Annotated in this window: 23 protein-coding genes and 1 pseudogene; 15 read left to right on the top strand and 9 right to left on the bottom strand. The window is 72.9% G+C overall.

Features of this window, described 5'->3' with window-relative positions; genetic code table 11:
- Positions 1-190 precede the first annotated feature (190 nt).
- Positions 191-550, top strand: coding sequence for a helix-turn-helix domain-containing protein (locus tag ABD993_RS23470; protein WP_345422401.1), 360 nt, complete (start codon positions 191-193; stop codon positions 548-550).
- 212 nt (positions 551-762) lie between these two features.
- Positions 763-1,575, top strand: a complete 813-nt coding sequence (locus ABD993_RS23465; protein ID WP_345422398.1) for a PspA/IM30 family protein — start codon at positions 763-765, stop codon at positions 1,573-1,575.
- A gap of 52 nt (positions 1,576-1,627) precedes the next feature.
- On the opposite strand, the gene ABD993_RS23460 is transcribed toward ABD993_RS23465, so the two are convergent.
- Complete coding sequence (locus tag ABD993_RS23460; RefSeq protein ID WP_345422395.1) at positions 1,628-3,004, bottom strand: MFS transporter; 1,377 nt, start codon at positions 3,002-3,004, stop codon at positions 1,628-1,630.
- A 93-nt stretch (positions 3,005-3,097) separates the two neighbouring features.
- Entirely contained in the window at positions 3,098-3,922 is an 825-nt protein-coding gene (locus ABD993_RS23455) for a DNA-formamidopyrimidine glycosylase family protein (RefSeq protein WP_345422392.1), read from the bottom strand.
- A gap of 89 nt (positions 3,923-4,011) precedes the next feature.
- Here ABD993_RS23455 and ABD993_RS23450 point away from each other — a divergent pair, with 89 nt between their 5' ends.
- A complete protein-coding gene (locus ABD993_RS23450; protein WP_345422389.1) occupies positions 4,012-4,446 on the top strand; it encodes a hypothetical protein in 435 nt (144 codons plus the stop codon).
- A 119-nt stretch (positions 4,447-4,565) separates the two neighbouring features.
- The gene (locus ABD993_RS23445) at positions 4,566-5,762 is read left to right on the top strand and encodes a L,D-transpeptidase (protein WP_345422386.1); all 1,197 of its coding nucleotides are present in this window, start codon (positions 4,566-4,568) and stop codon (positions 5,760-5,762) included.
- On the opposite strand, the gene ABD993_RS23440 is transcribed toward ABD993_RS23445, so the two are convergent.
- The 3 genes and pseudogenes from ABD993_RS23440 to ABD993_RS23430 form a co-directional block, all read right to left on the bottom strand.
- Positions 5,759-6,739, bottom strand: coding sequence for an alpha/beta hydrolase (locus ABD993_RS23440; protein ID WP_345422383.1), 981 nt, complete (start codon positions 6,737-6,739; stop codon positions 5,759-5,761). The genes ABD993_RS23445 and ABD993_RS23440 overlap by 4 nt on opposite strands.
- A 92-nt stretch (positions 6,740-6,831) precedes the next feature.
- Positions 6,832-11,748, bottom strand: coding sequence for an ATP-dependent helicase (locus tag ABD993_RS23435; protein WP_425569117.1), 4,917 nt, complete (start codon positions 11,746-11,748; stop codon positions 6,832-6,834).
- 97 nt (positions 11,749-11,845) lie between these two features.
- Positions 11,846-12,619 (bottom strand): annotated as a pseudogene (locus ABD993_RS23430) (DMT family transporter); the annotation flags it as partial.
- A 40-nt stretch (positions 12,620-12,659) separates the two neighbouring features.
- On the opposite strand from ABD993_RS23430, the gene ABD993_RS23425 reads away from it, so the two are divergent.
- A complete protein-coding gene (locus ABD993_RS23425; RefSeq protein ID WP_345422377.1) occupies positions 12,660-13,220 on the top strand; it encodes a TetR/AcrR family transcriptional regulator in 561 nt (186 codons plus the stop codon).
- A gap of 75 nt (positions 13,221-13,295) precedes the next feature.
- Here ABD993_RS23425 and ABD993_RS23420 read toward each other — a convergent pair whose 3' ends face one another.
- Positions 13,296-14,564: a CoA transferase gene (locus tag ABD993_RS23420; protein ID WP_345422376.1), complete on the bottom strand. Its 1,269-nt coding sequence runs from the start codon at positions 14,562-14,564 to the stop codon at positions 13,296-13,298.
- Between the two features lie 74 nt (positions 14,565-14,638).
- Between ABD993_RS23420 and ABD993_RS23415 the strand changes: the two genes are divergently transcribed.
- The 3 genes from ABD993_RS23415 (at position 14,639) to ABD993_RS23405 (ending at position 17,572) form a co-directional block, all read left to right on the top strand.
- Positions 14,639-14,845, top strand: a complete 207-nt coding sequence (locus ABD993_RS23415; protein WP_345422373.1) for a DUF3046 domain-containing protein — start codon at positions 14,639-14,641, stop codon at positions 14,843-14,845.
- A gap of 226 nt (positions 14,846-15,071) precedes the next feature.
- On the top strand, positions 15,072-16,118 hold the full coding sequence (gene recA, locus ABD993_RS23410) for a recombinase RecA (RefSeq protein ID WP_345422370.1): 1,047 nt from the start codon (positions 15,072-15,074) through the stop codon (positions 16,116-16,118).
- A 2-nt stretch (positions 16,119-16,120) separates the two neighbouring features.
- A complete protein-coding gene (locus tag ABD993_RS23405; RefSeq protein ID WP_345422368.1) occupies positions 16,121-17,572 on the top strand; it encodes a regulatory protein RecX in 1,452 nt (483 codons plus the stop codon).
- Between the two features lie 82 nt (positions 17,573-17,654).
- On the opposite strand, the gene ABD993_RS23400 is transcribed toward ABD993_RS23405, so the two are convergent.
- The gene (locus ABD993_RS23400; protein ID WP_345422365.1) at positions 17,655-18,596 is read right to left on the bottom strand and encodes a LysR family transcriptional regulator; all 942 of its coding nucleotides are present in this window, start codon (positions 18,594-18,596) and stop codon (positions 17,655-17,657) included.
- Positions 18,597-18,673: 77 nt separating this feature from the next.
- On the opposite strand from ABD993_RS23400, the gene ABD993_RS23395 reads away from it, so the two are divergent.
- The 6 genes from ABD993_RS23395 to ABD993_RS23370 all read left to right on the top strand — a co-directional run bounded on the left by ABD993_RS23395 (position 18,674) and on the right by ABD993_RS23370 (position 25,751).
- Positions 18,674-19,396 (top strand): succinate dehydrogenase cytochrome b subunit, encoded by a 723-nt coding sequence (locus ABD993_RS23395; protein ID WP_345422362.1) that lies wholly within the window; start codon positions 18,674-18,676, stop codon positions 19,394-19,396.
- A gap of 1 nt (position 19,397) precedes the next feature.
- Positions 19,398-21,341, top strand: coding sequence for a fumarate reductase/succinate dehydrogenase flavoprotein subunit (locus ABD993_RS23390; protein ID WP_345422359.1), 1,944 nt, complete (start codon positions 19,398-19,400; stop codon positions 21,339-21,341).
- Positions 21,338-22,093 carry a succinate dehydrogenase/fumarate reductase iron-sulfur subunit gene (locus ABD993_RS23385; protein WP_345422356.1) on the top strand — a complete coding sequence of 252 codons (756 nt, stop codon included), beginning with the start codon at positions 21,338-21,340 and terminating at the stop codon, positions 22,091-22,093. Before ABD993_RS23390 ends, ABD993_RS23385 begins: the two co-directional genes overlap by 4 nt.
- Positions 22,094-22,298: 205 nt before the next feature.
- Entirely contained in the window at positions 22,299-23,099 is an 801-nt protein-coding gene (locus ABD993_RS23380; RefSeq protein WP_425569113.1) for a hypothetical protein, read from the top strand.
- 4 nt (positions 23,100-23,103) lie between these two features.
- Positions 23,104-25,008 (top strand): fumarate reductase/succinate dehydrogenase flavoprotein subunit, encoded by a 1,905-nt coding sequence (locus ABD993_RS23375; protein ID WP_345422353.1) that lies wholly within the window; start codon positions 23,104-23,106, stop codon positions 25,006-25,008.
- A complete protein-coding gene (locus ABD993_RS23370) occupies positions 25,005-25,751 on the top strand; it encodes a succinate dehydrogenase/fumarate reductase iron-sulfur subunit (protein WP_345422350.1) in 747 nt (248 codons plus the stop codon). The genes ABD993_RS23375 and ABD993_RS23370 overlap by 4 nt, the downstream gene beginning before the upstream one ends.
- Here ABD993_RS23370 and ABD993_RS23365 read toward each other — a convergent pair.
- Both ABD993_RS23365 and ABD993_RS23360 read right to left on the bottom strand, forming a co-directional pair.
- Positions 25,741-25,863, bottom strand: a complete 123-nt coding sequence (locus ABD993_RS23365) for a hypothetical protein (RefSeq protein ID WP_345422347.1) — start codon at positions 25,861-25,863, stop codon at positions 25,741-25,743. The two genes, ABD993_RS23370 and ABD993_RS23365, sit on opposite strands and share 11 nt — an antisense overlap.
- A 170-nt stretch (positions 25,864-26,033) precedes the next feature.
- On the bottom strand, positions 26,034-26,357 hold the full coding sequence (locus ABD993_RS23360) for a hypothetical protein (RefSeq protein ID WP_345422344.1): 324 nt from the start codon (positions 26,355-26,357) through the stop codon (positions 26,034-26,036).
- A gap of 114 nt (positions 26,358-26,471) precedes the next feature.
- Between ABD993_RS23360 and ABD993_RS23355 the strand changes: the two genes are divergently transcribed.
- Positions 26,472-26,789, top strand: a complete 318-nt coding sequence (locus tag ABD993_RS23355; RefSeq protein ID WP_345422341.1) for a hypothetical protein — start codon at positions 26,472-26,474, stop codon at positions 26,787-26,789.
- The last annotated feature ends 17 nt before the right edge of the window (positions 26,790-26,806 follow it).

The following is a 26,806-nucleotide window of genomic DNA, read 5'->3' as shown; positions in this document are numbered from 1 at the left end:
CATTCGCCTGGGCGTGTCACCCTGCCCACCGCGTCACCAACCTCCGTAAGTAGGACAGCTAGCCGGACGGTCGCTGTTCGCCGACAGCGGACGGGTCGTGCGGGGACGAGCGGGGGCCGGACTCGGTACGGTGGACCCACGCCGTCGGTGCGACGGTGCGGCCCTCGGGTCGACGAGGAGGGGTGGGCGAATGGCTCTGCTGCTGCGTGAGGCGATCGGTGGCAGCCTGCGGCGTGCCCGCACCCTGCGGAAGCGCACCCTGCGGGACGTGTCGCGCGCCGCCCGGGTCAGCCTGGGCTACTTGTCCGAGGTGGAGCGGGGCCGCAAGGAACCCTCCAGCGAGCTGCTGGCCGCGATCTGCGAGGCGCTGGACGTCTCGCTGGCGGACCTGCTCACCGAGGTCGTCGAGGAGATGACCGCCGTCGAGTTCGTCGGCCGCACGGACACGCTCGTCCCGATCGGGCAGCGACACGCCGACCTGCGGCTCGCTCCGGTGGGCGGCAGGCTGGCGGGCGCACGCCCCGGCACGCCCGTGGCGTCCGCCGCCTGAGCCCGGTTCGTCCGGATCTCCCGGATCTTCTCCCGGGCACCCCGGCGCGCCCGGTAGCCTGGGCCAGGGTCGCCCCGACGGCGACCTCCGGACGATCCCCGATATCGTCCGTGCGCGGTGGCGGCAGCCCGGTCCGCGATGCCACGATGGCGGTCGCGGGGGGACACGCGGTCCGCTCGACCGGTTTTCGTACTCGGAGGTAGGCGGAGCAGATGGCCAACGGTTTCACGAAGGCCTGGAAGTACCTGATGGCGCTGTTCTCGTCGAAGGTGGACGAGTACGCGGACCCGAAGGTGCAGATCCAGCAGGCCATCGAGGATGCACAGCGTCAGCACCAGGCGCTCTCGCAGCAGGCGGCCGCCGTGATCGGCAACCAGCGCCAGCTCGAGATGAAGCTCAACCGGCAGCTGGGGGAGATCGAGAAGCTGCAGGCGTCGGCCCGGCAGGCGCTGGTCCTGGCCGACCAGGCCCGCGCCCAGGGGGACGAGGTCAAGGCCGGCCAGTACGAGCAGGCCGCGCAGGCCACGGCGACCCAGCTCGTCACGGCGGAGCAGTCCGTCGAGGACCTCAAGACGCTGCACGACCAGTCGATCGGCGCGGCGGCGCAGGCCAAGCAGGCCGTGGAGCGCAACGCCATGCAGCTGCAGACCAAGATCGCCGAGCGTACGAAGCTGCTCAGCCAGCTCGAGCAGGCGAAGATGCAGGAGCAGGCGGCCAAGTCGCTCCAGCAGATGACCGAGCTCTCCGCGCCGGGCAACACCCCGTCGCTTGAGGAGGTGCGGGACAAGATCGAGAAGCGTTACGCGAACGCGGTCGGCGCCTCCGAGCTGGCCCAGAACTCGGTCCAGGGCCGGATGCTCGAGGTGCAGCAGGCCACCGTCGACATGGCGGGCGCCAGCAGGCTGGACCAGATCCGCGCCTCGATGGCGGGCAACTCCATCACCGGTGGCGAGAAGCCCACCCAGCAGATCCCGGCGTCCCCGCAGACGACTCCGCAGGCCCAGGAGCAGCCCGGCACCGCCTGATCCGCTCGTCCCGGACGGCACTCCCGCTGCGGCGGGGGTGCCGTTCGTCGTCTCAGCCCGCGATCCGGGCCCGCTCGATGAGGACGGCGACCACGCCCGCCACCAGCAGTAGTAGTGCGATCCCCGCGAGGACGGCCGCGATGCCCGGGGCGGTGGAGCGCCCGTCGCCGATCGCCTCGATCACCGCCGCGGCCGCGACGACGAAGATCCCGCCGACGCAGATCAGCAGGGTGAGCAGCACGCCGGTGCCCTCCGCCGAGCGTTCGGGCGGGAGCACGTTCTGCACCGCGAGCTGGCCGAGCGAGTAGCCCATGCCCGTCGTGATCCCGCAGGCCGCCAGCGCGAGGACGTACAGCGGGACCGGCCCGGCCACCGCCAACAGGACCAGCGAGGGCGCGGCGAGCAGCAGCGCGACGCCCATCACGATCCCGGGCGGGAACCGCACCGACAGCCGTCCGGCCAGCGGCCCGCACGCGGCCAGGCCGACGGAGGAGACGAAGAACAGCACGCCTGCCGCCGCGGCGGAGAACCCGCGGACGGTCTGCAGGTCGAGTGTCGCGACCACGATGTAGACGCACGAGCCGATGTTCGCGACGGTCCCGGCGACCGCGAGCACCACGAACAGCCGGTCCCGCAGCAGCGAGGGCCGGACCAGCGGGGCGGCCGCGCGCGTCTCCCGCGCCCCGAAGGCGGCCAGCAGCAGCACACCCGCGACGAGCGGCACCAGTGTCTCGACCGAGGCGAGTCCCTGGGCCGAGACGTCGTCGATCGCGAGGCTGACCCCCGCGAGCCCGCCCACGACGGTGACCACACCCCACCAGTCGAGCCCGCGCAGGGACCGCGACGTCCCCGCCTCGCGCGAGTCCGGCAGCGCCAGCGCCCGCCAGACCGCCACGGCGGCCACCGGGACGTTGAGCAGGAAGACCCACCGCCAGCCCGCGGTCGAGGCCAGCACCCCGCCGACGACCGGGCCGAGCGCGGTGCCGATCCCCGCGATCCCGAGCAGGAACCCGGTGACCCGCGGCCGGACCACCTCGTCCGTCGCGTTGGTGACCAGGGCGAAGGCCGTCGGCATGATCAGGGCTGCGCCGACGCCCTGGGTGATCCGGGCCCCGATCAGCAGCGGCACGGACGAGGCCAGACCGCACACCAGCGACGTCAGGCCGAACAGCGCGATGCCCGCCACGAGCACGCTGCGCCGCCCCAGGACGTCCCCGGCCCGACCGGCGGGGATGAGCAGCGAGCCGAGCGCGAGCATGTACCCGCTGACGAGCCACTGCAGGTCGGTGGGAGTGCGGTCGAGGTCGGCGGCGATGGCGGGCAGCGCCAGGCTGAGCGAGAAGAAGTCCAGCTGGATGCAGAACAGCGCCGCGCCCACCGGCAGGAACGGCAGGGCCAGACGGAACGTGCTCGGTGCGGCGGTGGACACGGGTCTCCCGAGGTTCGGCGGCCCCGACCGGCGTCCGCCGAGTCAAACACGACGCCGGCGCGGGGGCGATCCGGCGAACGGGGTCCGTGCCGGTCAGCGGCGGCGAGGGCGCTTCGGCGCGGGGGCCGGGCCCTGCTGGCAGCGCGGGCACCAGTACGCGGGGCGGGCGTACACGCCGTCGCCCTGCTCGGCGGTCAGGACTCGGGTCCGGCAGCGGCGGCACGGCCGGTTGCCGCGCTCGAACACCCAGTGGGCCTGGTCCGGGTGCATCGAACCCGTGGTGGTCTGCTCGGGGCGGTCGGCGTTCGAGAGCAGCAGCGTGCGGGACAGGGCGATCACCCCGGACAGATCGGGGGTGTCCCGGACCAGCGTCCACGGGGTGAGCCCGAGCAGGAAGCACACCTCGGTCTTGTAGAGGTTCCCCACGCCCGCCATCACCCGCTGCTCCAGCAGGGCCAGCCCCAGCTCGTGCTCGCCGCGCCTCGCCAACCTGCGCAGCGCCTCGGCCTCATGCTCGGGCCCCCAGTCGGGGGCCAGCAGGTCCGGCCCGAGGTGCCCGACGAGCCGGTCCTCCTCCGCCGTGGGCAGCAGCTCCATGTCGTGCAGGGCGAACCCCACGGCGACCCGGTCCGGCACCTCCAGCACCGCCCGGGCCTCGTACGCCGGGCGCCGCCACGCCATGCCGGGTCGGTAGAGGTGCCAGGAGCCGTCCATCCGGAAGTGCGAGTGCAGGCTCGTGCCGTCGTCGAAGCGGGTGAACAGGTGCTTGCCCACCGACGCCACGCCCGTCACGCCGAGCCCGGTCAGGTCCACCGCGGCGAGCCGGGGGTGTCGGAGCTCGCCGCGCACGAGCTCGTGGCCTGCCAGGGCGGCGTGCAGGCGCTTCCCGGCGAGAAAGACCGTGTCACCCTCGGGCACGCACTCGAACCTACCGGCGGACCGCCCGCTCGGCGCGATGTGCGAGGGCGGCGGAGCGGAGGAGCCGGTCGCGGCCTACGGTCGCGAGGGTGAGAACTGCGCGCGTCGTCGTCGTCCTGGTCGCCTCCCTCGTGCTCGGCGGGTGCGGTGCGGCGACGACCTCGGCCCCGAGCTCGGGGGGCGGGCCGAGCGCCACGCTGCCCGCGCTGCGGACCAAGCTGGCCTCGCTGGCGCTGGACGAGTGCCTGACCCAGCCCGGCGCGCAGGCCTACCCGAACTGCTCGCGGTTCGTCCGCGAGGTGCAGAACGTGGTACCCGCCGCGCGGGCGGAGAGCGGAGCGGTCGCCTCGCCGGGCGCGCTCGTCGCGGCGGCCGACGCGGTCGACGGAGCGGTGGGCAGGCTGACCCAGGACACCTGCGTCGCGACCGGGGGTGCGCCCGTCGGGGGCCCGCAGGACTGCGGGCCGGACTTCACCTCGCTGCAGCAGTCCTTCCGGAACCTGGTCGCCGCCGTCGGTTCGTGAGCCTTGTCCGGCTCGTCCGCCTGCGGAAACACCCGAACCGGACGTCTGCGCACCGCTCCCGTGCGACGGCCGTCACGTGGGCATGATGGCTGGCGGACGACGAGGGGTGGGGCACAGGGATGAGGGTCAGCTGGGGCGCGGCCGCGCTCGGCGTGGCGGTGGCCGCCGCGATGGTGCTCGGGGTGCTGCTCGGCACGCACCCGGCCGCCGCGGGAGCGCTGGGGTCCGACGGGCTCCTCCCGCTCGCCGAACCCGCCGCACCGGCTCCCACACCGGTCGTGCACGTCTCGGCGACCGACCTCAACCCCACCACGCCGATCACCGTCACGGTGACGGACGGGACCGCGCAGACCGTCCGCGTCACGGACCCGAAGGGCACGGCGGTCGACGGCACCCTCGCCCCCGACGCCCACACCTGGACCTCCACCGGCGCCCTCGCCTACGGCACCACCTACGCGGTCGCCGTGGACACCCTCGCCGCGGACCGGACACCCGGCCACGCGGACGAGACGGTGCACACGATCGCCCCGAAGGCCGAGGCCTACCCCTCGTTCGTGCCCGCCCCGAACTCGGTGCCGACGGTGGGGGTGGGGCAGCCGCTCGTCGTCCGCTTCGACCATGCGATCACCGACCGCGCCGCCGCCGAGAAGGCCCTGACGGTCACCACGAGCCCCGCGCAGGCCGGCGGCTGGGCCTGGATCTCGGACACCGAGGTCCACTACCGCCCGCCGCAGTACTGGCAGCCGGGGACCGCGATCACGCTGAAGGCCGCGATGTTCGGCGTCGACCTCGGCGACGGCGTCTACGGCTCCACGGACCGCACCCTGACCCTGAAGGTGCACGACGCCTGGGTCGCCAAGGCGGACGGCGCCACCGAGCAGATGCAGATCTTCGACAACGGCGCCCTGGTGAAGACGATGCAGATCAGCCTGGGCGCGCCCGGCTTCCCGTCGCACACCGGACCCCACGTCATCTCGGACAAGCAGCCGTCCATCGTCATGGACTCCTGCACCTACGGTGTCTGCGCCGGTCAGCCCGGGTACTACAAGGAGAAGGTCGACCTCGACCTGCGGATCTCCAACGACGGCGAGTTCGTCCACTCCGCGCCGTGGTCGGTGGGGCAGCAGGGCAACTCCAACGTCTCGCACGGCTGCGTGAACCTCGCCCCCGCGGACGCGCAGTGGTTCTTCGACCACTTCGGCATCGGGGACGTCGTCGAGATCACCAACTCGGGCGGCCCGTCCCTGCCGCTCTACGACACCTACGGGGACTGGGAGCTCAGCTGGCCGGACTGGCAGGCGGCCTCGGCCCTCTAGGCGACCGCCCGCCCCAGGACGGTGTACTTCTCCACGGCCATCCGCTTCGTGACGGCCGCGCCCGGGACCAGCGTGGACCCGTGGAAGGTGCCCGGGTACAGGTGCAGCTCCACCGGCACCCCGGCCGCCTGCAGCGCGAGCGCGTAGGCGATGCCCTCGTCCCGCAGCGGGTCGAAGGCCATCACCGAGACGTACGCAGGCGGCAGCCCGGTCAGGTCCGTCGCCCGGGCGGGGGCCGCGTACGGGGGCACGGCGTCGGTGCCGCGGATGTCGGCGCCGACGTAGCACTCCCAGCTCACGACGGCGTTCGGCCGGTTCCATACCGGGGTGTCCACGAACGCGCGCATGCTCGGGGTCTCCAGCCGGTCGTCCAGCTCCGGGATGGCCAGGAACTGGAACGCGATCTCCGGGCCGCCGCGGTCCCGGGCCAGCAGCGCGAGTGCCGCCGCGAGCCCGCCGCCCGCGCTCGTCCCGTGCACCGCGATCCGCGTGGGATCGACGTCCACCTCGTCCGCGTGCTCGGAGAACCAGGTCAGACCGGCGTAGCAGTCCTCGAGCGGGCCCGGGTACGGCGTCTCGGGCGCGAGCCGGTACTCCACCGTGACGACCGGGACCCCCACGGCCCGGCACAGCGCCAGGTTCGCCGCGTGCGACCCGTCGACGTCCCCCATGACGAACCCGCCGCCGTGCACGTCCAGGATCCCGCCGGTACCCCGGACGACCTCCGGTCGGTAGATCCGCAACGGCACGTCCGGTGCTCCCGCGGGCCCCGGCACGGCGATGTCGGTGACCCGCACACCGCTCTCGTCCGGCGCGGGCAGCGTGGAGCGGATCGCCGCCAGCGTGGTCCGCGCGGCAGGCAGGTCGGTGAGATCGAGCGCGGGGAGCTCGGGCAACGCCGCGGCGAGCTCGGGATCGAGAGCGTAGTCGGTGGTGGTCACGGGGCCTCCCACATCGGCGGAGTCGGGCTCGGGCATACCGACCCGATCATGTCCGGCCCGCTCCCTGCCTGCACCCCGCCGACCCGTTCACCGGATCGCGGGACCGCCCGGTTCGGCGGGCTCCACGGTCAGGCGCGTAGTCGCAGGCCCTTCGGCGTGACGCGGAAGCCCGCCTCGGTGAGCACGTCCGCGAGCTCGGAACCCAGCGCGCCCCCGCCGTCCGCCTTCTCGACGGCCAGTGAACCCAGCCAGCCCTCGTGCACCGCCCCGGCCAGCGCCTGCGCCGCCGCCGAGAGCTCCTCGTGGTCCGTGGTGAAGGACAGCAGCGACTTCCCGCCCCGCTCGACGTAGAGGGCGGGTGCCCCGTCCACCAAGACCACCAGCGCCCCCGCCTTGCGCGCGGGCCGATGCTTCGACTCGCCGATCGTGCCGGGCCAGGGGAGGGCGGCGCCGTAGGGCTGGGCGGGATCGGCCGCGGCGAGCACGACCCGGGACAGCCGGGCCCCCGCGAGCTCGGGGCCTGCGGGGGCGAACCCGCGACCCCGCCCCGGACCGCCGCCGCGCCCGGGACCCGCCGCGACCCCGGGGGTGCGGCCGGGTCCGGCCTCGTCCCCGAACCCGAGCTCCTCCGGGTCGAGGCCCTCCGACCCGGCTCCGCGCCCGGCGGGGGGACCGGCCGCGCGCGACCCGGCCTCGCCCGCCCCGCCGACGGACCCGGCGCCCGTCGGCTCCACGGCCGGACCGTCCGGTGAGGACATCGCCCGCACCCGGTCGATCGCACCCGGCACCGCGAACTGTGCCGCGCCGAGCCCCTCGACCACGTACCCGCGGCGCACCCGCCCGGAGTCCTCCATCGCCCGCAGCACCTTGTAGACCCCGGCGAACCCGCCGGAGACCCGCTCGGTGCCCAGCGCCCCGCGGGTGAGGATGCCGTGCCGCTCCAGGAACGCCTCGGCCTTGGCGTGGGCCCGACGGGTCGCCTCCGGCTCGCGGTCCACCGCGAGCGCCCAGCGCCCGCCGACCGAGGGAGGCCCTGTGCGGCTGGGCATCTGCGGCCGCCCCGCCCGCAGCTGTGCGTACCGCCCGCGCCCCGCGGTGCGCCGGGTCCGGTGCGCCGCGGCGCCCTTGCGCCCACCGCCGCCGGACAGCCGCGCGCGCAGCGGCCCGAGCGTGTCGTTCGTGAGCAGCCCGGCCCACACCAGGTCCCAGATCGCGGCCTCGGTCGCGGAGTCGACCGGTGTCTCCTCGCCCTGGGCGACCAGCGCCGCGCCCGCCGCGTCCGCGAGCTGGCGGAAGAACAACGCGCCCCCACCCACCGCGGGCTCGCCGAGCTCCGGCATTCCCAGTACACCCAGCAGCGCGCGGTGCAGCGGCGTGCCCGCGACCTCGGTCTCCGGCTCGGGCAGCAGCAGGTCGGCCACGTCCGCCGGGGCGACCGCCAGCCAGCCGTCGCTGCCCGCGAGCGGTCCGCACCCGGTCCAGGTGACCTCGCCGGCCGCGGTGAGCTCGTCCAGCAGGGCGGGGGTGTAGCCCGGCAGCCGCGCGGGCAGGATCAGCGACTCCAGCGCGCTCGCCGGCAGCGGCGCCCCGGCCAGCTGCTCGACCACGCCCAGCACGTCCTCCGCGCCGGGCGCGCGCCGCATCCGGCCCCGCCGCTCGCCCCCGGCGCCGGTCTGCACGCCCTGCCACGCGGGCAGGAACCGGCCGAGCGCCCGCTGCTCGACGGGCTCGACCTCGGCCCGCAGCCGAGCCAGCGACGCCCGGCGCAGCCTGCGCAGCACCTCGGCGTCGCAGTACTCGACGGTGCCGGGGCTCGGGGTGGATGCCACAGCCTGCGGGCGCAGCTCACCGCGCACCACCCGCCCGACGCCGGTGAGCCGGTCCAGCACCCCCGACACCACCGCGACGCCCAGCCCGAACCGCGCCGCACACTCGGCCGCGGTGAAGGGCCCGTGCGTGCGCGCGTACCGCAGCACCAGGTCACCCAGCGGGTCCGGCACGGGCTCGGTGAAGGTCTCCGGGACGCCGACGGGCAGCGGGGCGCCGAGCGCGTCCCGGATCCGGCCCGCGTCCTCGATCGCGACGAACCGCTCCTCGCCCGCGATCCGCACGCGGATGGCCCGGCGCTGGGCCTCCAGCTCGGCCAGCCAGGCGGGCTGGACGCCGCGGGCCAGCCCGTCCGCCTCCGACAGGTCCCCGACGAAGCGCAGCAGGTCCGCCGCGCCCTCCATGTCCCTGGCCCGGCGGTCCTCCGCGGTGCGCTGCAGCGCGGCCTCGACCTCGGCCAGCACCTCCGGGTCCAGCAGCTCCCGGATCGCCTCGGAGCCCAGCAGCTCGGCCAGCAGTGTGGAGTCCAGCGACAGCGCCGCCGCCCGGCGCTCGGCCAGCGGGGCGTCCATCTCGTAGAGGAACATCCCGATGTAGCCGAACAGCAGGCTGCGGGCGAAGGGCGAGGGCGCCGGTGTCTGCAGCTCGACGACCTTGACCTTGCGGGACCCGATGTCCGTCATCAGCTCGCGCAGGCCCGGCAGGTCGTAGACGTCCTGCACGCACTCGCGCATCGCCTCGAGCGTGATCGGGAACTGTTCGAACTTCCCGGCCACGGCCAGCAGCTGCGCGGAGCGCTGGCGCTGCTGCCACAGAGGGCTGCGGCGCTTGGGATCGCGGCGGGGGAGCAGCAGCGCCCGCGCGGCACATTCGCGGAACCGTGACGCGAACAGCGAGGACCCGCCCAGCTCCCCGACCACGATCTGCTCGACCTCACCCGGTTCGAGCAGCACGTCCTCGGCGGTGGGCATGATCTCGGCGCCCGAGTCGTCCGGCGCGTCCGGCAGGCGCAGGACGATCCCGTCGTCCGCGCCCGCGGCGTGCACCTCGACCCCGCGCCGCTCCCGCATCCGGGCCGCGATCGCCAGTGCCCACGGCCCGTTGACCTGCGAGCCGAAGGGGGAGTGGACGACCAGCCGCCAGTCGCCCAGCTCGTCCCGGAAACGCTCGACCAGGATCGTGCGGTCGCTCGGGACGTGCCGGGTCGCCTCCTGCTGTTCGCGCAGGTAGGCCAGCAGGTTGTCGGTGGCCCACGCGTCCAGGCCCGCGGCGGCGGCCCGTTCGCGGGCCTCCCCATCGGTCAGGCCCGCCATCTCCCGCACGAACGCCCCGACCGCACGCCCCAGCTCCAGCGGCCGCCCGATCGACTCGCCCTTCCAGAAGGGCATCCGCGCGGGTTCGCCCGGCGCCGGCGTGACGATCACGCGATCGTGGGTGATGTCCTCCACCCGCCAGCTCGAGGTGCCCAGCAGGAAGGTGTCCCCGACCCGGGACTCGTAGACCATCTCCTCGTCCAGCTCGCCGACCCGCGAGCCCGCGCCGTCCGCCCCGCCCGGGGTCATGACGGTGAACAGGCCGCGGTCCGGGATGGTGCCGCCGCTCGTCACGGCGAGACGCTGCGCGCCGGGGCGGCCCTTCAGCTCGTCCGTCACCCGGTCCCAGGTGATCCGCGCGCGCAGCTCGCCGAACTCCTCCGACGGGTACCGCCCGGCCAGCATGTCCAGCACCGAGTGCAGCGCCGAGTCCGGCAGGGCCGCGAACGGCGCCGCCCGGCGCACCATCGCGGCCAGGTCGGAGAGCTGCCACGGCTCCAGCGCGACCATCGCGACGATCTGCTGGGCCAGCACGTCCAGTGGGTTGCGCGGGTAGCGCATCGACTCGATCCTGCCGCCGGTCATGCGCTCGGCGACGACCGCGCACGACACGAGATCGCCGCGGAACTTCGGGAAGACCACACCCTGGGACACGGCGCCCACCTGGTGGCCCGCGCGGCCGACGCGCTGCAGCCCGGACGCCACGCTCGGCGGCGCCTCCACCTGGATGACCAGGTCGACCGCGCCCATGTCGATGCCCAGCTCCAGGCTCGACGTGGCCACCACGCACGGCAGCCGCCCGGACTTGAGCTCCTCCTCGACCAGGGTGCGCTGCTCGCGGGACATGGACCCGTGGTGCGCCTTCGCCACGACCGGCGGTGCGCCCCCGCCCACCCCGGACTGCCCGATCGCCTCCGCCGGGAAGCGATCGAGATCGACCGCGTCCTCCGCCTCGGCCTCGGCGGCCGCCAGCTCGTTCAGCTTCGCCGTGAGCCGCTCCGCGAGCCGCCGCGAGTTGGAGAAGACGATCGTGGACCGGTGCTCCCGCACCAGCTCCAGCAGCCGCCTCTCCACCGCGGGCCAGATCGACGGCCGCTGTGCGCCACCGGCCGCCGAGCCGATGACCTCCTCGTCCGCGCTGCCGGGGGCGGGCCGCTCGTCCAGCGCCGCGAGGTCCGGCACGGGCACCTCGACCCGCACCTCGATGGTCTTGGGCGTCTTCGGCTGCACGATCTCGACCGGGCGTGCGCCGGAGAGGAAGGTGCTCACCTCGTCCAGCGGGCGGACGGTGGCGGACAGCCCGATCCGCTGCGCCGGCGTCTCGAGCAACTCGTCCAGCCGCTCCAGCGACAGCGCCAGGTGCGCGCCGCGCTTGGTGCCTGCCACCGCGTGCACCTCGTCCACGATCACGGTCTCCACCCCGCGCAGCGACTCGCGCGCCGCCGAGGTGAGGATCAGGAACAGTGACTCCGGGGTGGTGACCAGCACGTCCGGCGGGGTGCGGGCGAACTGGCGCCGCTCGTCCGCCGGGGTGTCCCCGGTGCGCATCCCCACCGTGATGTCCGGCGGAGCGGCACCGAGCCGCTGCGCCTCCTGCCGGATACCGGTCAGCGGCGCCCGCAGGTTGCGCTGCACGTCCACCGCGAGGGCCTTGAGCGGCGACACGTACAGCACCCGACAGCGCTGCTCGACCGGCGCGGGCGGCTCCGCCGCCAGCCGGTCCAGCGCCCAGAGGAAGGCGGCGAGCGTCTTACCGGAGCCCGTGGGGGCCACGACCAGCGCGTTCCGCCCCGCCTGCGCCGCACTCCACGCGCCCTCCTGGGCGGCCGTGGGCGCGGCGAAGGCGCCCCGGAACCAGTCCCTGGTCGCGGGGGAGAACCCGTCGAGTGCGCTCACGGGACCCATCATGGCCCGACCCACCGACAGTTTCGCGCCGGCGGCTCAGCACCATCCACACCCCGACCGCGCACAGCGCGATGCCGGGGCCCGCGAGCACCCCGGGCACGTCGCCGAACATCAGGAAGGTCCACAGCATGGTGGTGGGCGGGGTCAGGTAGAGCAGCGTCGAGACCCGGGTGGCGCCGCTGCGGCGCAGGACCACCAGGTACATCCCGTAGCCGCCGAAGGTCGACAGCACCACGGTCCAGGCGACCGCGCCCCAGAACCCGGGCTCCGCGGGCGGCCGGAGGTCACCGAGCAGAACGGTCACCAGCGAGATCAGCACACCGGCCGTCGTCACCTGGAGGGCCATCGCCACGAGCGGGGTCTCCGGCGGGCGCAGCCTGCGCTCCAGCAGCGTCGAGGCGGACAGCGCGAGCATCCCGCCGACCGGCAGGAGGAAGGCCCAGGTCGGGGCGGTCCCGGGACCGAGGTCGCCCGCCACCACCAGCGAGACGCCCGCCAGCCCCGCGACGAGCCCGAGCCGCTGTCGCCCGGTCGTGTGTTCGCCGAGCACCGGACCGGCCGCGACCGCTACGACCAGGGGCTGCAGCGCGGCGATCAGCGCGGCCGTCCCGGCGGGCACCCCGAGCCCCACGCTCGTGACCACCCCGCCCAGGTACAGGACTTGGCCCAGCGTGCCCAGCAGGGCCTGGCGGGCGGTCGCGCCCCGCGGGATCGGCGCCCGTCGGACGAGCACGACGATCCAGAGGAGGGCAGCGGCGGCGGCGTAGCGCCAGGTGAGGAGGGTGTCGGCAGGCGCGTAGCCGGTGCCCAGCTCGGCGCCGACGAACCCTGAGCTCCAGAACAGGACGAATGCCGCCGGTGCGAGTCTCATGGTCGCGAGGTAATCATACCGGTCTGTATACTCGCAGTGTATGAGCACCCCCGCGGGCGAACGCCTCCTCACCGCCGCGAGCACGCTGTTCTACCGGCGCGGGATCCGCGCGGTCGGCGTCGACCTGATCGCCGAGACGGCGGGGACCACGAAGAAGACGCTGTACGACCGCTTCGGCTCCAAGGACGCCCTCGTCGCGCTCTACCTGGAGCGCCGCGCCGCGTTCTGGCAGGGGTTCCTGCGGGAGCGCATGGCGGGCCGCCCGCCCGCGGCGGTGTTCGACGTCCTCGCGGAGTGGCTGGCAGACCAGGACCGCGGGTGCGCGTTCGTCAACGCCTACGCCGAGATCGGCGGCACGGACCACCCGGCCGAGCCGGTGATCCGGGCGGAGAAGGAGTGGATGCGTGCCTACCTGGTCGAGCTGGTCCGCGCCGCCGGGCTGCCCGCGGAGCTCGGCATCGACCTGCACCTGCTCTACGAGGGCGCGTCGGTGATGGCGACGGCGGGCGGCGTCCCCGACGCGCCGGTACGGGCGAAGGCGGCGGCGGAACGGCTGCTCAGCGCCTGCGGTTCTGCACCCACCAGCGGATCAGCAGGGTGAGCGAGGTCAGCAACATCAGCAGTACGACGAGCTGTCCCAGCGGCGAGGCGAGCCCCGTGGGATCGGACATACCGGTCAGCGTAGCCAGGTCGGGCTCGCCGCGCCGGGCTCCGGCACGGACGGCCAGTGCAACGGCTGCCCGTCCACGGTCCCGGGCGGGGAGGCGAGCGTGAAGCGCCCGAGGGACTCGACGTGGGGCGCGGGATCGACCTCGACCGCGTCGGGCTCCCCGCGGGGCAGGCCCTGCAGGAACGTGGCGGTGCCCGCCAACGCCAGCCGGACGTGGTGCGTCCCACCGGACCGGCGCTGCTCGGCGACGGCGAGCAGCGCGGCCGCCGCGCCCAGGTAGCCGGTCGCGTGGTCCAGGACCTGGGCGGGAAGCGCGCCCGGCGACCCCTCGACGAGCCCGATCCCGCTCGCGGTCTGCACCAGGCTGTCGAACCCCCGTCGGTGTGCCCACGGCCCCGTGTGCCCCCAGGCGGACAAGGTGACCACGACCAGTCCGGGATGGGTCCGCGCCAGCTCCTCGGGGGCCAGCCCGAAGCGGTCCAGAGCGCCGGGACGGTAGCCGGTGACCAGGACGTCCGCCCCGGCGAGCAGCTCCGGAAGGGGGAGATCGGCGATCGCGGACCGCTTGCCCGGCAGCGTCTCCCACGCCTGCGCGGGCAGCTCCGGCCGGTGCGGCGGATCGATCCGCAGCACGTCCGCGCCGTGGGCGGCCAGCGTCCGGGTGGCGACCGGGCCTGCGATCACCCGGGTCAGGTCCAGCACCCGCAGCCCGCCCGCCCGTGCCGACGGCCGGGGTGCGGCGTCGCCGATCCTCCGGCGCTCGACCAGTGGCAGGGCCAGCGCGGCCCGCCCGGCCCCGGTGGCCGCCCACTCCTCCTCGGTGCGGGTCGCGGCGGCGACGCCCCCGGCCTCGTGGATCGCGGTCTCGAGGTCGACCTTCGGCCATGCGGAGATCGCGGCGCGGACCTCGTCGAGCCCGGCATCCTCGCCGAGCCCGAGGACGCCACGGGCGGCGGCGGCGTGCCAGGGGTAGTTCGCGTGCAGGCGGATCCAGCCGTCGGTGGTGCGGTGGAAGGCGGACAGCGGGGCGAACCCGCTGCCGGGACTCGCGCCGTCGACCCGCAGGTGGCGTTCGCTGCACAACGCCACGGCGGCCTGTCGGGTGTCGATCGCGACGGGGCGGTCGGTGGCGGCCAGCAGGGCCGCGCCGATGGTCGCGGTGCCGAACGCGGTGACCGGGAAGCGGCTGGCCAGGGTGTGCGCGGGACCGGTCGTCGTCAGCCGGGGGAGCTCGGCGGGGTCCCCGCCGAGGGCCGCCCAGACCTGCTCGATCACGGAGACGGATGCTACGCCGCGCCGTCGGTCCGGCCCTCCGTCGTGTCCGTCGGGCGGTGACTACCCTCGACCGGGTGCGACTGAGTCATTTCCGGTCCCTGCTGCACGACGAGTTCGGCGAGGCGCGCGGCAGCTCGCTGGCCCGCGACCACGTGTTCGCCGAGCTGGGCGGGCGCAGCGCCGAGCAGGCGATCGAGGCGGGGATCGACCCGAAGCGGGTCTGGGACGTCATCTGCACGGCCTACGACGTGCCCGCGGACCGGCGGCTGGGGCGGGACTAGGAGGTCCCCTGCCGCTGGGCGCGGGAGGATAGCCGATCGGCGTGTCGGACTCGGCCTCGAACACGTGTTCGTATAGCCTGCGTCCACAGAAAGCCTCGCCTGTGGATGGCGGGGACACGATTCCGAAAGTGTCGGTGGGACCCCATACGGTTCACCCGTGGCTCCCCGGAAGTCGTCGAACACGTCAACACAGACCCGCACCACCCCGACCGAGCGAGGTACTCAGATGGGCACTCCCGACCGCGAGAAGGCGCTCCAGCTCGCCCTCGCCCAGATCGAGAAGAACCACGGCAAGGGCTCGGTGATGCGCCTCGGCGACGACACCCGTCCGCCGATCGGTGTGATCCCCACCGGGTCGATCGCGCTGGACGTGGCGCTGGGCGTCGGGGGTTTCCCCCGCGGCCGCGTCGTCGAGATCTACGGCCCGGAGTCCAGCGGTAAGACCACCGTCGCGCTGCACGCGGTGGCCTCCGCGCAGGCCGCGGGCGGCACCGCCGCGTTCATCGACGCGGAGCACGCGCTGGACCCGGAGTACGCCAAGGCCCTCGGCGTGAACACCGACGAGCTGCTGGTCTCCCAGCCGGACACCGGCGAGCAGGCGCTCGAGATCGCGGACATGCTGATCCGCTCCGGCGCGCTGGACATCATCGTCATCGACTCGGTGGCCGCGCTCGTGCCGCGCGCCGAGATCGAGGGCGAGATGGGGGACAGCCACGTCGGCCTGCAGGCCCGGCTGATGAGCCAGGCGCTGCGCAAGATCACCGGCGCGCTGAGCACCTCCGGCACCACGATGATCTTCATCAACCAGCTCCGCGAGAAGATCGGCGTGATGTTCGGGTCCCCCGAGACCACGACGGGCGGCAAGGCGCTGAAGTTCTACGCCTCCGTCCGGCTGGACATCCGCCGCATCGAGACCCTGAAGGACGGCACCGACATGGTCGGCAGCCGCACCCGGGTCAAGGTCGTGAAGAACAAGGTGGCCCCGCCGTTCAAGCAGGCGGAGTTCGACGTGCTCTACGGCGTCGGCATCAGCCGCGAGGGTTCGCTGATCGATGTCGGCGTGGAGCAGGGCATCATCCGCAAGTCCGGTGCCTGGTACACGTACGAGGGCGACCAGATGGGGCAGGGCAAGGAGAACGCCCGCAAGTTCCTCAAGGAGAACCCGGACATCGCCGCCGAGGTCGAGAAGCGGATCAAGGAGAAGCTCGGCATCGGCGCGGTGCTGGACGCCGACGCCGCCGTCGAGCCGGTGCCCGCTCCGGTCGACTTCTGAGCGTGGCCCCCCGCACGACCCCCGGCAGGGTCGGCGAGGCGGCGCCCGCCCGGCACCGCCTCGCCATGGAGGACCTCGACCCGGCCCCCTCGGCGGAGGTCGTCGTCGCGTCGTTCGGGGACGATCCGGCCGGGCAGGACCGCTCCGGTCCCGGGACCACCCCGGGGGAGACCGAACCCCCCGCCGTCGCGGACTTCACCGACTTCCCCGTCCCTGCGGGCGGCGGCGGGACCGCCGCCTCCGCCGCCCCGCTCGACGCAGGTGGTGCCGGGGGTGGGACGAGTGCCGGCGACGGGGCCGGTTCCGCGAACGCCGCGGAGTCCGTGGCGGTGGCGGGAGTCGGTCACCCCGTCGGGCTCGGTGACCTCGCCGCCGTCGGCGGTGCGGTCGAGGGCCCGGGGCCTGCTGGGGCCGTCGGCGAGGCGGCCGTCGGTGAGGCGGCCGTCGGCGAGGACACCGAGGAAAGCGAGGACACCGAGGACCGCCGTCCCGGAGTCGCGGACTTCGACGGGCTCGACGCCGCCCCGGACCGGCAGCCGCCTGCCGAGCTGGGCACCCTCGGCGCGCCCGCAGGGGAGTCCCCGCAGCTCACGATGGACGACCTGCGCTTCGGACGCCGCGGCGCGCGCACCGACCGTCGTGCGCGCACCGACCGTGAGCTCCGAGCGGAGCGGGCGCGGGCTCGGGAGCGCCCCGGCCGCGCCGCCCCCGCGTCGGCAGGGGGATCGGGCGTCCGGGGCGGGACGGCGGAGCCGCGGTCGGAGCGCCTCCCGGACGACGCTCCCGCGCTGGACACCGCCGCCGCTGCCTGGGAGGCGGGGGAGTTCACCTCGATCGGCGCGGATCCGGAGCGCGCCGACCGGGCCCGGCCCCGGGGTCGCGAGCGGGGTCGCGCCCGACGGGCCGTGCCGGAGGAGCCCACCGAGGACACCCGCACGCCCGAGGAGCTGGAGGCCGCGGCCAGGGAGATCTGCCTGCGCCTGCTCACCGATCGCGCCCGCACGAAGCACGAGCTCGCCGCGCGGCTGCGGCAGAAGGGCATCCCGGACGAGGTCGCCCAGGGTGTCCTCGACCGCTTCGACGAGGTCGGCCTGATCGACGACGAGGCCTTCGCCGGTGCCTGGGTCCGCTCCCGACACACGCAGCGCGGGCTCGGTCGCCGCGCGATCGCGCAGGAGCTGCGCCGCAAGGGCGTCGCCGAGGAGATCGCGGACGAGGCGCTCACCGAGGTGGACGACGAGGCCGAGGCCCGGCGGGCTCGCGAGCTCGTCGACCGCAGGCTCCGCACCGTCACGCTGCGCGGCCCGGACGACCGCCGCAAGGTCGCCCAGCGCCTGGTCGGGATGCTCGCCCGCAAGGGCTATCCCGCAGGCATCGCCTACGGCGTGGTCCGCGCCGCCCTCGCCGAGCACGGCGCGGACGAGGACGAGCTCGGCCCGCCGGACCTCGACTGAGCCGTGCGGCACCCCGATCCACCCGGATCCATGATCACCACACCCCCACGCGGCCTCCGCGGTCCGGAACGCGGCGGATCGGTCAGGGGGAGGGGGCGCGGTGCAGCACCTGCACGTCCGCGGACATCCCACCCGCCGCGTCGACCGTGCTCACGTAGCTGAGCAGGACGTCGATGAAGGACTGGGCGGCGTGGGTGGGGGCGATGTCGGTGCGCCTCGCCAGCGCGACCGTGCGGTAGAGCGGCGGGGTCAACACCGTGCGGCGCAGGCGGGGCCGCCCCGCGAACACCAGGTCCGGCACCACCGCCACCCCGGTGCCCGCCTCCACGAGCCGCAGCACCGCGTCCATCTCCCCGCCCTCGACCGCGAACCGCGGGGTCACGCCGGCCGCGTGGTACGCCTGCAGCGTCACCTCCCGCAGGTCGTAGCCCTGCCGGACCATCACCAGCGAGCGACGGGACAGCTCGGTGATCGTCATCGAGCCACGCGAGGAGGGCGGGCGGCCCGAGCGGGGGGAGGCGACCGAGAGCCGTTCGCGCAGCAGCGGCAGCGTGTCCAGCGTCGGGTCGATCCCGGACGGCGGCACGACCACCAGTGCCACGTCCAGCGCGCCGCGGGCAAGCGAGCGGACCAGCGACTGAGACCCGTTCTCGGCCAGCTCGAGGTGGATCTCCGGGTAGCGCTCGTGGAAGAGCCGCAGCACCTCGGCGAACCAGCCGATACACATCGACGGGGTCGCGCCCACCCGCACCCGCCCCGTCCGCAGGCCCACCAGCTCCGCCACGGACTCCCGGGCGAGGTCCATGTCCGCCAGCATCCGACGGGCGAGCGGCAGCACCGCCTCACCGGCGGGGGTGAGCGTGACCGACTTCCCCCGATTGACCAGGGGGGCACCGAGATCGTCCTCCAACGCGCGGAGCTGGCGGCTGAGGGTGGGCTGGGCGACACCGGTCACATCCGCCGCACGAGTGAAGCTGCGCACGTCCGCGACCGCCACGAAGTACGCAAGCTGCTGAAGTGTCACAGGTATAGTCTACGTGCATAGATCATGGCGTCTCCATGCATTGGACGACACAACTCCTGAGTAGTGCACTGACGTCCGTGGCGACACAGGTGTCTACGAGGGGGAAGTCCCCCGCGACCCCGGCACGGCCCAAGCGGCCGTTGATCCCGGCGGTCCTGCTCAAGTTCGTGATGGCGCTGACCGGCGCCGTGCTGGTGCTGTACCTCGTGGTGCACATGATCGGCAACCTCCAGATCTTCTGGGGGCCCACGGCGCTCAACGGCTACGCGGAGTGGCTCCGCACGCTGCTCGAGCCCGTGCTGGGCTGGGAGGGCTTCGTCTGGGTCGTGCGGGTCGCGCTCACGGTGAGCGTCGTCGGCCACATCTGGGCCGCCACGCTGCTGGCCCTGCGGGCGAAGCGGGCCCGCCCGGTCAAGTACGCGGCAGGCAACAAGGTGAAGGGCAGCTACACCGCGCGCACCATGCGCTGGGGCGGCGTGATCGTCCTGCTGTTCATCATCTGGCACATCCTGGACCTGACCGCAGGCGTCGTGAACCCGAACGGCGAGCACCTCAAGCCGTACGAGAACATCACCGCCGACTTCACGCCGGACCGGTGGTACATCACCCTCTGGTACGTCCTGGCCCTGGTCGCCATCTGGTTCCACCTGCGGCACGGTCTGTGGAGCGCGATCCAGACCCTCGGCAGGTCGAGCAACCGCCGCGAGAAGACCCTGAAAGCCGGCGCGACGGTGTTCACCACCGTGCTGATCGTCGGTTTCCTGATCGTCCCGATCTCCGCCACGTTCGGATGGATCTGACATGAGCTACGCCGACTACTCCGTCGGGACCCCCGTCGTCGACAAGGCCGCTCCCGACGGTCCCATCGAGACCCGCTGGGAGCGCCGCAAGTTCAGCGTCAAGCTGGTCAACCCGGCCAACAAGCGCAAGGTCAAGATCATCGTCGTGGGCACCGGCCTGGCCGGGGGCGCGGCGGCGGCGACCCTGGGCGAGGCGGGCTACCACGTCACCAGCTTCTGCTACCAGGACAGCCCGCGGCGCGCGCACTCCATCGCGGCGCAGGGCGGCATCAACGCGGCGAAGAACTACCGCAACGACGGCGACAGCGTCTACCGGCTGTTCTACGACACCGTGAAGGGCGGCGACTTCCGCGCCCGTGAGTCGAACGTGCACCGCCTGGCCGAGATCTCCCGGCAGATCATCGACCAGTGCGTGGCGCAGGGCGTCCCGTTCGCCCGCGAGTACGGCGGCCTGCTGGACACCCGCTCGTTCGGTGGGGTGCAGGTCTCCCGCACCTTCTACGCCCGCGGCCAGACCGGCCAGCAGCTGCTGCTCGGCGCCTACCAGGCCCTCGAGCGCCAGATCCACGCCGGCACCGTGAACATGTACCAGCGCCACGAGATGCTGGAGCTGATCGTGGTCGAGGGCCGGGCGCGCGGCGTCGTGGTCCGGGACATGGTCACCGGCGAGATCTCCTCGCACCTGGCGGACGCCGTCGTCCTCGCGACGGGTGGCTACGGCAACGTCTTCTACCTGTCGACGAACGCCAAGGGCTGCAACGTCACCGCCAACTGGCGGGCGCACCGCAAGGGCGCGCTGTTCGCGAACCCGTGCTTCACCCAGATCCACCCGACCTGCATCCCGGTCTCCGGCGACCACCAGTCGAAGCTGACCCTGATGTCGGAGTCGCTGCGCAACGACGGCCGCGTCTGGGTCCCGAAGCAGCTCGGCGACACGCGCAGGCCGTCGGAGATCCCGGAGGCCGAGCGGGACTACTTCCTCGAGCGCAAGTACCCGAGCTTCGGCAACCTGGTCCCGCGCGACATCGCCTCGCGCGCGGCCAAGGAGGTCTGCGACGAGAAGCGCGGCGTCGGTCCGTCGGGCCTCGGCGTCTACCTGGACTTCGAGGACGCGATCACGCGCCTGGGCCGCAAGGCCGTCGAGGCCAAGTACGGCAACCTGTTCGAGATGTACGAGCGCATCACGGGGGAGAACCCCTACGACACGCCGATGCGCATCTTCCCCGCCGTGCACTACACGATGGGCGGGCTGTGGGTCGACTACGACCTGCAGAGCACCATCCCCGGTCTCTACGTGGCGGGCGAGGCGAACTTCTCCGACCACGGCGCGAACCGGCTCGGCGCCTCGGCGCTGATGCAGGGCCTGTCGGACGGCTACTTCGTCCTCCCGGTCACGATCGGCGACTACCTGGCGTCGAACACGCTGCCGGAGGTCCCGGCGGACGCGCCCGAGGTCCTCGAGGCGGAGACCGCGGTCAGGGAGCGCATCGAGAAGCTCCTGTCGATCGACGGCAACCGCACCGTCGACTCGTTCCACCGCGAGCTGGGCCACATCATGTGGGACTACTGCGGCATGGAGCGGACCGAGGACGGCCTGCTCAAGGCGATCGACCTGCTCGCCGAGCTGCGGCGCGAGTTCTGGAGCAACGTCAAGGTCCCCGGCGTGGGGGCGGAGCTCAACCAGAGCCTCGAGAAGGCCGGCCGGGTCGCCGACTTCATCGAGCTCGGCGAGCTCATGTGCCTGGACGCCCTGGCACGCCGCGAGTCCTGCGGCGGCCACTTCCGCGCGGAGAGCCAGACGGAGGACGGCGAGGCCCAGCGGGACGACGAGAACTTCTCGTACGCCGCCGCGTGGGAGTACACGGGTGCGGGCTCGGCCCCGGTGCTGCACAAGGAAGAGCTGAACTTCGAGTACGTCCACCCGACCCAGCGGAGCTACAAGTGAAGGTCAACCTGCGCGTCTGGCGCCAGAAGGACCCGGTCGACAAGGGCCGCATGGTCGACTACACCGTCGACGACGCGTCCGAGGACATGTCGTTCCTCGAGCTCATCGACGTGCTGAACGAGAAGCTGATCCTGTCCGGCGAGGAGCCGGTCGCGTTCGACCACGACTGCCGCGAGGGCATCTGCGGCATGTGTTCGATGGTGATCGACGGCCAGCCGCACGGCCCCGAGCGCTCCACCACCACCTGCCAGCTGCACATGCGGAAGTTCAACGACGGCGACACCATCACCGTCGAGCCCTTCCGTGCGGGCGCGTTCCCGGTGATCAAGGACCTGATCGTCGACCGGAACGCCTTCGACAAGATCATCCAGGCGGGCGGCTACATCTCGGCCAACACCGGCTCGGCCCCCGAGGCGCACTCCACCCCGGTGCCGAAGGCGGCGGCGGACCGCTCGTTCACCGCGGCGGCCTGCATCGGCTGCGGCGCGTGCGTGGCGGCGTGCCCCAACGGCTCGGCGTCGCTCTTCCTGGGCGCCAAGCTGACCCACCTCGGCGAGATGCCCCAGGGCCAGCCGGAGCGCTGGGACCGCGTCGTGAACATGGTCGAGACGCACGACGACGCCGGCTTCGGCGGGTGCACCAACACCGGAGCCTGCGCCACGGCCTGTCCCAAGGAGATCCCGCTCGACGTGATCTCCCAGCTCAACCACGACTACCTCAAGGCGACCGTCGGCGGGCGGCGCAAGAAGTAGCCGGAGGGATCCACAACTGCACAAGGCGAGCCCGGTTCCCCCTGGTGGGGGCCGGGCTCGTCGTGTTGCGTGAGTGAACGGGTACGCAGTGTGACCTACGTCTCGACCGGCCGATTGTTCCTGACCTGACACACGTCACGTGTGACCTCCGTCGTACGCTCCGTGTGATCCGCACGACAGGCAACGACGCCGAACGAGGGACTACGTGTCATCCACCACTGACATGGGTGCCGGCCGCGCACAGATCGCGGCCCGGACGCTCCGTACGGACCGCTGGTGGCTCCCGCCCCTGCTCAACGTGGCAGGGCTCGGGGCCTGGGTGCTCTATGCGACGGTCCGCGCGTTCATGCAGAACTGGTACTTCGTGCCGGAGTACAACTACCTCACGCCGTTCTACTCGCCCTGCGTCTCGTACGGGTGCGTGGAGCAGGCGGCCCACCTCGGCCGGTTCGTGCCGGACGTCTGGTTCCTGCCGTACGCGCTGATCAGCCTGCCGTTCCTGTTGCTGTTCCGGCTGACCTGCTACTACTACCGCAAGGCCTACTACCGGGCCTTCTGGGGCAGCCCGCCCGCCTGCGCGGTCGCCGAGCCGCACGGCAAGTACACCGGCGAGACCCGCTTCCCGCTGATCCTGCAGAACCTGCACCGCTACTTCTTCTACGCGGCGGCGCTGATCTCGATCCTGAACACCTACGACGCGGTGATCTCGTTCATCAAGTCCGACGGCTCCTTCGGCCTCGGTCTCGGTAACATCATCATCGTCGCGAACGTGGTGCTGCTCTGGCTCTACACCGCCTCGTGCCACTCCTGCCGCAGCATCATCGGCGGGCGGCTCAACCACTTCTCGAAGCACCCGGTGCGCTACAGGGCCTGGGGCTTCGTGACCAAGCTCAACGGCAAGCACATGCAGCTGGCCTGGACCACGCTCGCCAGCCTCGCGATCACCGACGCGTACATCATGTGCGTGTCCGCGGGCTGGATCTCCGACCTGCGGATCGTGGGGTGATCTGATGACCGAGAACATCGAGACGCACGAGTACGACGTCGTCGTGATCGGCGCCGGGGGTGCGGGCCTGCGGGCGGCGATCGAGGCCAGACTGCAGGGCAAGCGGGTCGCGGTCATCTCGAAGTCGTTGTTCGGCAAGGCCCACACCGTGATGGCCGAGGGCGGCTGCGCGGCGTCGATGGGCAACGTCAACCCGAACGACAACTGGATGGTCCACTACCGCGACACCATGCGCGGCGGGAAGTTCCTCAACAACTGGCGGATGGCGGAGCTGCACGCCAAGGAGGCCCCGGACCGCGTCTGGGAGCTGGAGACCTACGGCGCACTGTTCGACCGCACGCCGGACGGCAAGATCAGCCAGCGGAACTTCGGCGGGCACACCTACCCGCGGCTCGCCCACGTCGGCGACCGGACCGGGCTGGAGCTGATCCGCACCCTGCAGCAGAAGATCGTCTCGTTGCAGCAGGACGACTACAAGGTCACCGGCGACTACCAGTCCCACCTGCGCGTCTTCCACGAGTGCACGATCACCGAGCTGCTCAAGACGGACGGCCGGATCGCAGGCGCCTTCGGCTACTTCCGCAACGACGGCCGGTTCGTCCGCTTCGACGCGCCCGCGGTCGTCATGGCGACGGGCGGGGTCGGCAAGAGCTACCAGGTCACGTCGAACTCCTGGGAGTACACCGGGGACGGACACGCCCTGGCCCTGCGCGCAGGCGCCACGCTGATCAACATGGAGTTCCTGCAGTTCCACCCGACGGGCATGGTCTGGCCGCCGTCGGTGAAGGGCATCCTGGTCACGGAGTCGGTCCGCGGCGACGGCGGTGTCCTGCGGAACTCCGAGGGCGAGCGGTTCATGTTCTCCTACGTCCCGGACGTGTTCAAGGAGCAGTACGCCACCACCGAGGAGGAGGGCGACCGCTGGTACACCGACCCAGACAACAACCGGCGCCCGCCGGAGCTGCTCCCGCGTGACGAGGTCGCGCGCGCGATCAACTCGGAGGTCAAGGCGGGCCGGGGGTCACCGCACGGCGGGGTGTTCCTGGACATCGCCTCCCGCAAGACGCCGGAGGAGATCCTCAAGCGGCTGCCGTCGATGTACCACCAGTTCAAGGAGCTGGCGGACGTCGACATCACGAAGGAGCCGATGGAGGTCGGCCCCACCTGCCACTACGTGATGGGCGGCATCGAGGTCGACCCGGACACCGGGATGTCGAGCGTCCCGGGGCTGTTCGCGGCGGGGGAGTGCTCGGGCGGGATGCACGGCTCGAACCGCCTGGGCGGCAACAGCCTGTCCGACCTGCTCGTCTTCGGGCGGCGGACCGGGCTGTACGCGGCGCAGTTCTCCGAGGGCCCGCGGCCCGCGGTGGATCCCGCGGAGATCCAGGCCGCGGTCGACCGGGCGCTGCTGCCCTTCTCGACCGCCACCGACGGGGGTGAGAACCCGTTCGTCGTGCAGCTGGAGCTGCAGAAGACCATGCACGAGCTCGTCGGCATCATCCGCAAGGAAGACGAGATGGAGATGGCGCTCAAGAAGCTCCAGGACATCGCGACGCGGACCCGCACCGTCACCGTCGAGGGGCACCGGGAGTTCAACCCCGGCTGGCACCTGGCACTGGACCTGCGGAACATGCTGCTGGTCTCGCTCTGCGTGGCGAAGGCGGCGGTGGAGCGGCAGGAGAGCCGCGGCGGACACACCCGGGACGACTTCCCGGTCATGGACTCGGACTGGCGGCACGTCCTGCTGGTGTGCAGCGCCCTGGGCGAGGACAACGTGGAACTCACGCGCAAGGAGCAGATCCCGATGCGGCCCGAGCTGCTCGACCTCTTCGAGCTCGACGAGCTCAAGAAGTACTACACCGGCGAGGAGCTGGGCGGGCACCGCGCGGACCAGGGGGAGAAGGCATGAGTCACTGGCACCACTTCCGGGTGTGGCGCGGCGACCAGGGCGGCGGCAAGCTCGAGGACTACCCCGTCGAGGTCAACGAGGGCGAGGTCGTCCTCGACATCATCCACCGCCTCCAGCAGACCGAGGCGAACGACCTGGCCTGCCGCTGGAACTGCAAGGCGGGCAAGTGCGGCTCGTGCTCGGTGGAGATCAACGGCAAGCCACGGCTGGCCTGCATGACGCGCATGTCGACGTTCGCCGACGACGAGGTCGTCACGGTGACCCCGCTACGGACCTTCCCGGTGATCCGGGACCTCGTCACGGACGTCGAGTTCAACTACGTCAAGGCCCGCGAGGTCCCCGCGTTCGCCCCGCCGGAGGGGGTCGCGCCGGGTGAGTACCGGATGCAGCAGATCGACGTGGAGCGGAGCCAGGAGTTCCGCAAGTGCATCGAGTGCTACCTGTGCCAGAACACGTGCCACGCGGTGCGGGACCACGAGGAGAACAAGGAGGCGTTCTCCGGCCCGCGGTACCTCATGCGGATCGCGGAGCTGGACATGCACCCGCTCGACGCCGCGGACCGCAAGGACATGGCGCAGGACGACCACGGGCTCGGCTACTGCAACATCACCAAGTGCTGCACCGAGGTCTGCCCCGAGCACATCAAGATCACCGACAACGCGCTGATCCCGATGAAGGAGCGCGTGGTGGACCGCAAGTACGACCCGATCGTCTGGCTGGGCAACAAGCTGTTCAGGCGCTGACCAGGGCGTCCACGACCCGGTCGAGGAGCGCGATGCCGGGGGCCGCGGCCGTCCGGTCGGCCATCGCGCGGGCGGCGGTGCGGTAGCGGTCCTCGTCCAGGACCGCCCGCACCGCCTGCCGGACCTGCGCGGCGGTGGGCGTGGGCCGGTCGTCCAGGCACGGGCCAGTCGTGGATCTCGCGGTACATCTCGTCGGTGATCCGGCTGACCGGGGCGAACACGACCCGGCCGGCGAGGGTGGTGACCAGGGGCGCCTGCGAAGCGGGACCCGCGGTCGAGCCGCTAGAGCCCCATCTGCCTGCGCAGCTCCTCCAGCTTGGCCCTGCCCTTCTCCTCGCGCTCGGCGAACTTCTTCTCCGCCTCCTCGACCTCGGCGGTGCGGAGCTCCTCCCAGCCCATGGCCGTCGCGGAGCGGCCCTCGATCTTGTCCCGCACGTAGTCCAGGGTCGGGACGCCCTGGTCGGTGTAGTCGGTGGGGACGAACGGCGGTGGGGTGAGCGCGGCGGGCTCGGCGGGCTCGACGATCTCGGCGTCGATCGGCTCGAGCTCGGCGTCCGGCGCCGCCCGGGGCTCGGACGGCTCGGGGACGGCGGGCTGGTCGGGCATGGCGGCCTCCCTGGGGTCGCGCTCCACGCTACCGGCGCACGGTGAGGCAGCGCCGAGACCACCGATCCCCGGCGGTGCTGCTCCCCGACGGCTCGTCGATCCATAATCCGTGTCGTGCGGGTGCGTGAGGTGGTCGTGGTGTTCGACTCGGGCTGTCCCCGCTGCTCCCGGATCGCCCGCGAGCTGCCGCAGTGCGTGACCGTGCCGGTGCGGGCTCGGGCGTGCCGGGAGCCGCGGCTCGCGGAGATCTACCCCAACCTGCCCGCGGCGGTCGCGGGCTGCGACACCCCGGCCGTCGGGATCCTGCGGACCGACGGGCAGGTGCGGTGGTGGGCGGGGCTGCGCGGGGCCGTCGGGCTGCTCCCCGTGCTGCGCCTCGGTGCCCTGCCCCGAGCGCTCACCCTGCTCCGGGAGGCCGCGCGCCCCCGATGATCCACGCCCGGGGAGCG

Origin of the sequence: Pseudonocardia xishanensis (assembly GCF_039541715.1) — a bacterium.
GTDB classification, from domain to species: domain Bacteria; phylum Actinomycetota; class Actinomycetes; order Mycobacteriales; family Pseudonocardiaceae; genus Pseudonocardia; species Pseudonocardia xishanensis.
This window is presented reverse-complemented; position numbering and strand designations above follow the sequence as displayed.

Bases quoted from the DNA above. Each gene is read 5' to 3' on its own strand.
- ABD993_RS23470 (WP_345422401.1), top strand. From the start codon at position 191: ATGGCTCTGCTGCTGCGTGAGGCGATCGGTGGCAGCCTGCGGCGTGCC.
- ABD993_RS23465 (WP_345422398.1), top strand. From the start codon at position 763: ATGGCCAACGGTTTCACGAAGGCCTGGAAGTACCTGATGGCGCTGTTC.
- ABD993_RS23445 (WP_345422386.1), top strand. From the start codon at position 4,566: ATGAGGGTCAGCTGGGGCGCGGCCGCGCTCGGCGTGGCGGTGGCCGCC.
- ABD993_RS23440 (WP_345422383.1), bottom strand. From the start codon at position 6,739: ATGCCCGAGCCCGACTCCGCCGATGTGGGAGGCCCCGTGACCACCACC.
- ABD993_RS23435 (WP_425569117.1), bottom strand. From the start codon at position 11,748: ATGGGTCCCGTGAGCGCACTCGACGGGTTCTCCCCCGCGACCAGGGAC.
- ABD993_RS23425 (WP_345422377.1), top strand. From the start codon at position 12,660: ATGAGCACCCCCGCGGGCGAACGCCTCCTCACCGCCGCGAGCACGCTG.
- recA (WP_345422370.1), top strand. From the start codon at position 15,072: ATGGGCACTCCCGACCGCGAGAAGGCGCTCCAGCTCGCCCTCGCCCAG.
- ABD993_RS23390 (WP_345422359.1), top strand. From the start codon at position 19,398: ATGAGCTACGCCGACTACTCCGTCGGGACCCCCGTCGTCGACAAGGCC.
- ABD993_RS23375 (WP_345422353.1), top strand. From the start codon at position 23,104: ATGACCGAGAACATCGAGACGCACGAGTACGACGTCGTCGTGATCGGC.
- ABD993_RS23370 (WP_345422350.1), top strand. From the start codon at position 25,005: ATGAGTCACTGGCACCACTTCCGGGTGTGGCGCGGCGACCAGGGCGGC.
- ABD993_RS23360 (WP_345422344.1), bottom strand. From the start codon at position 26,357: ATGCCCGACCAGCCCGCCGTCCCCGAGCCGTCCGAGCCCCGGGCGGCG.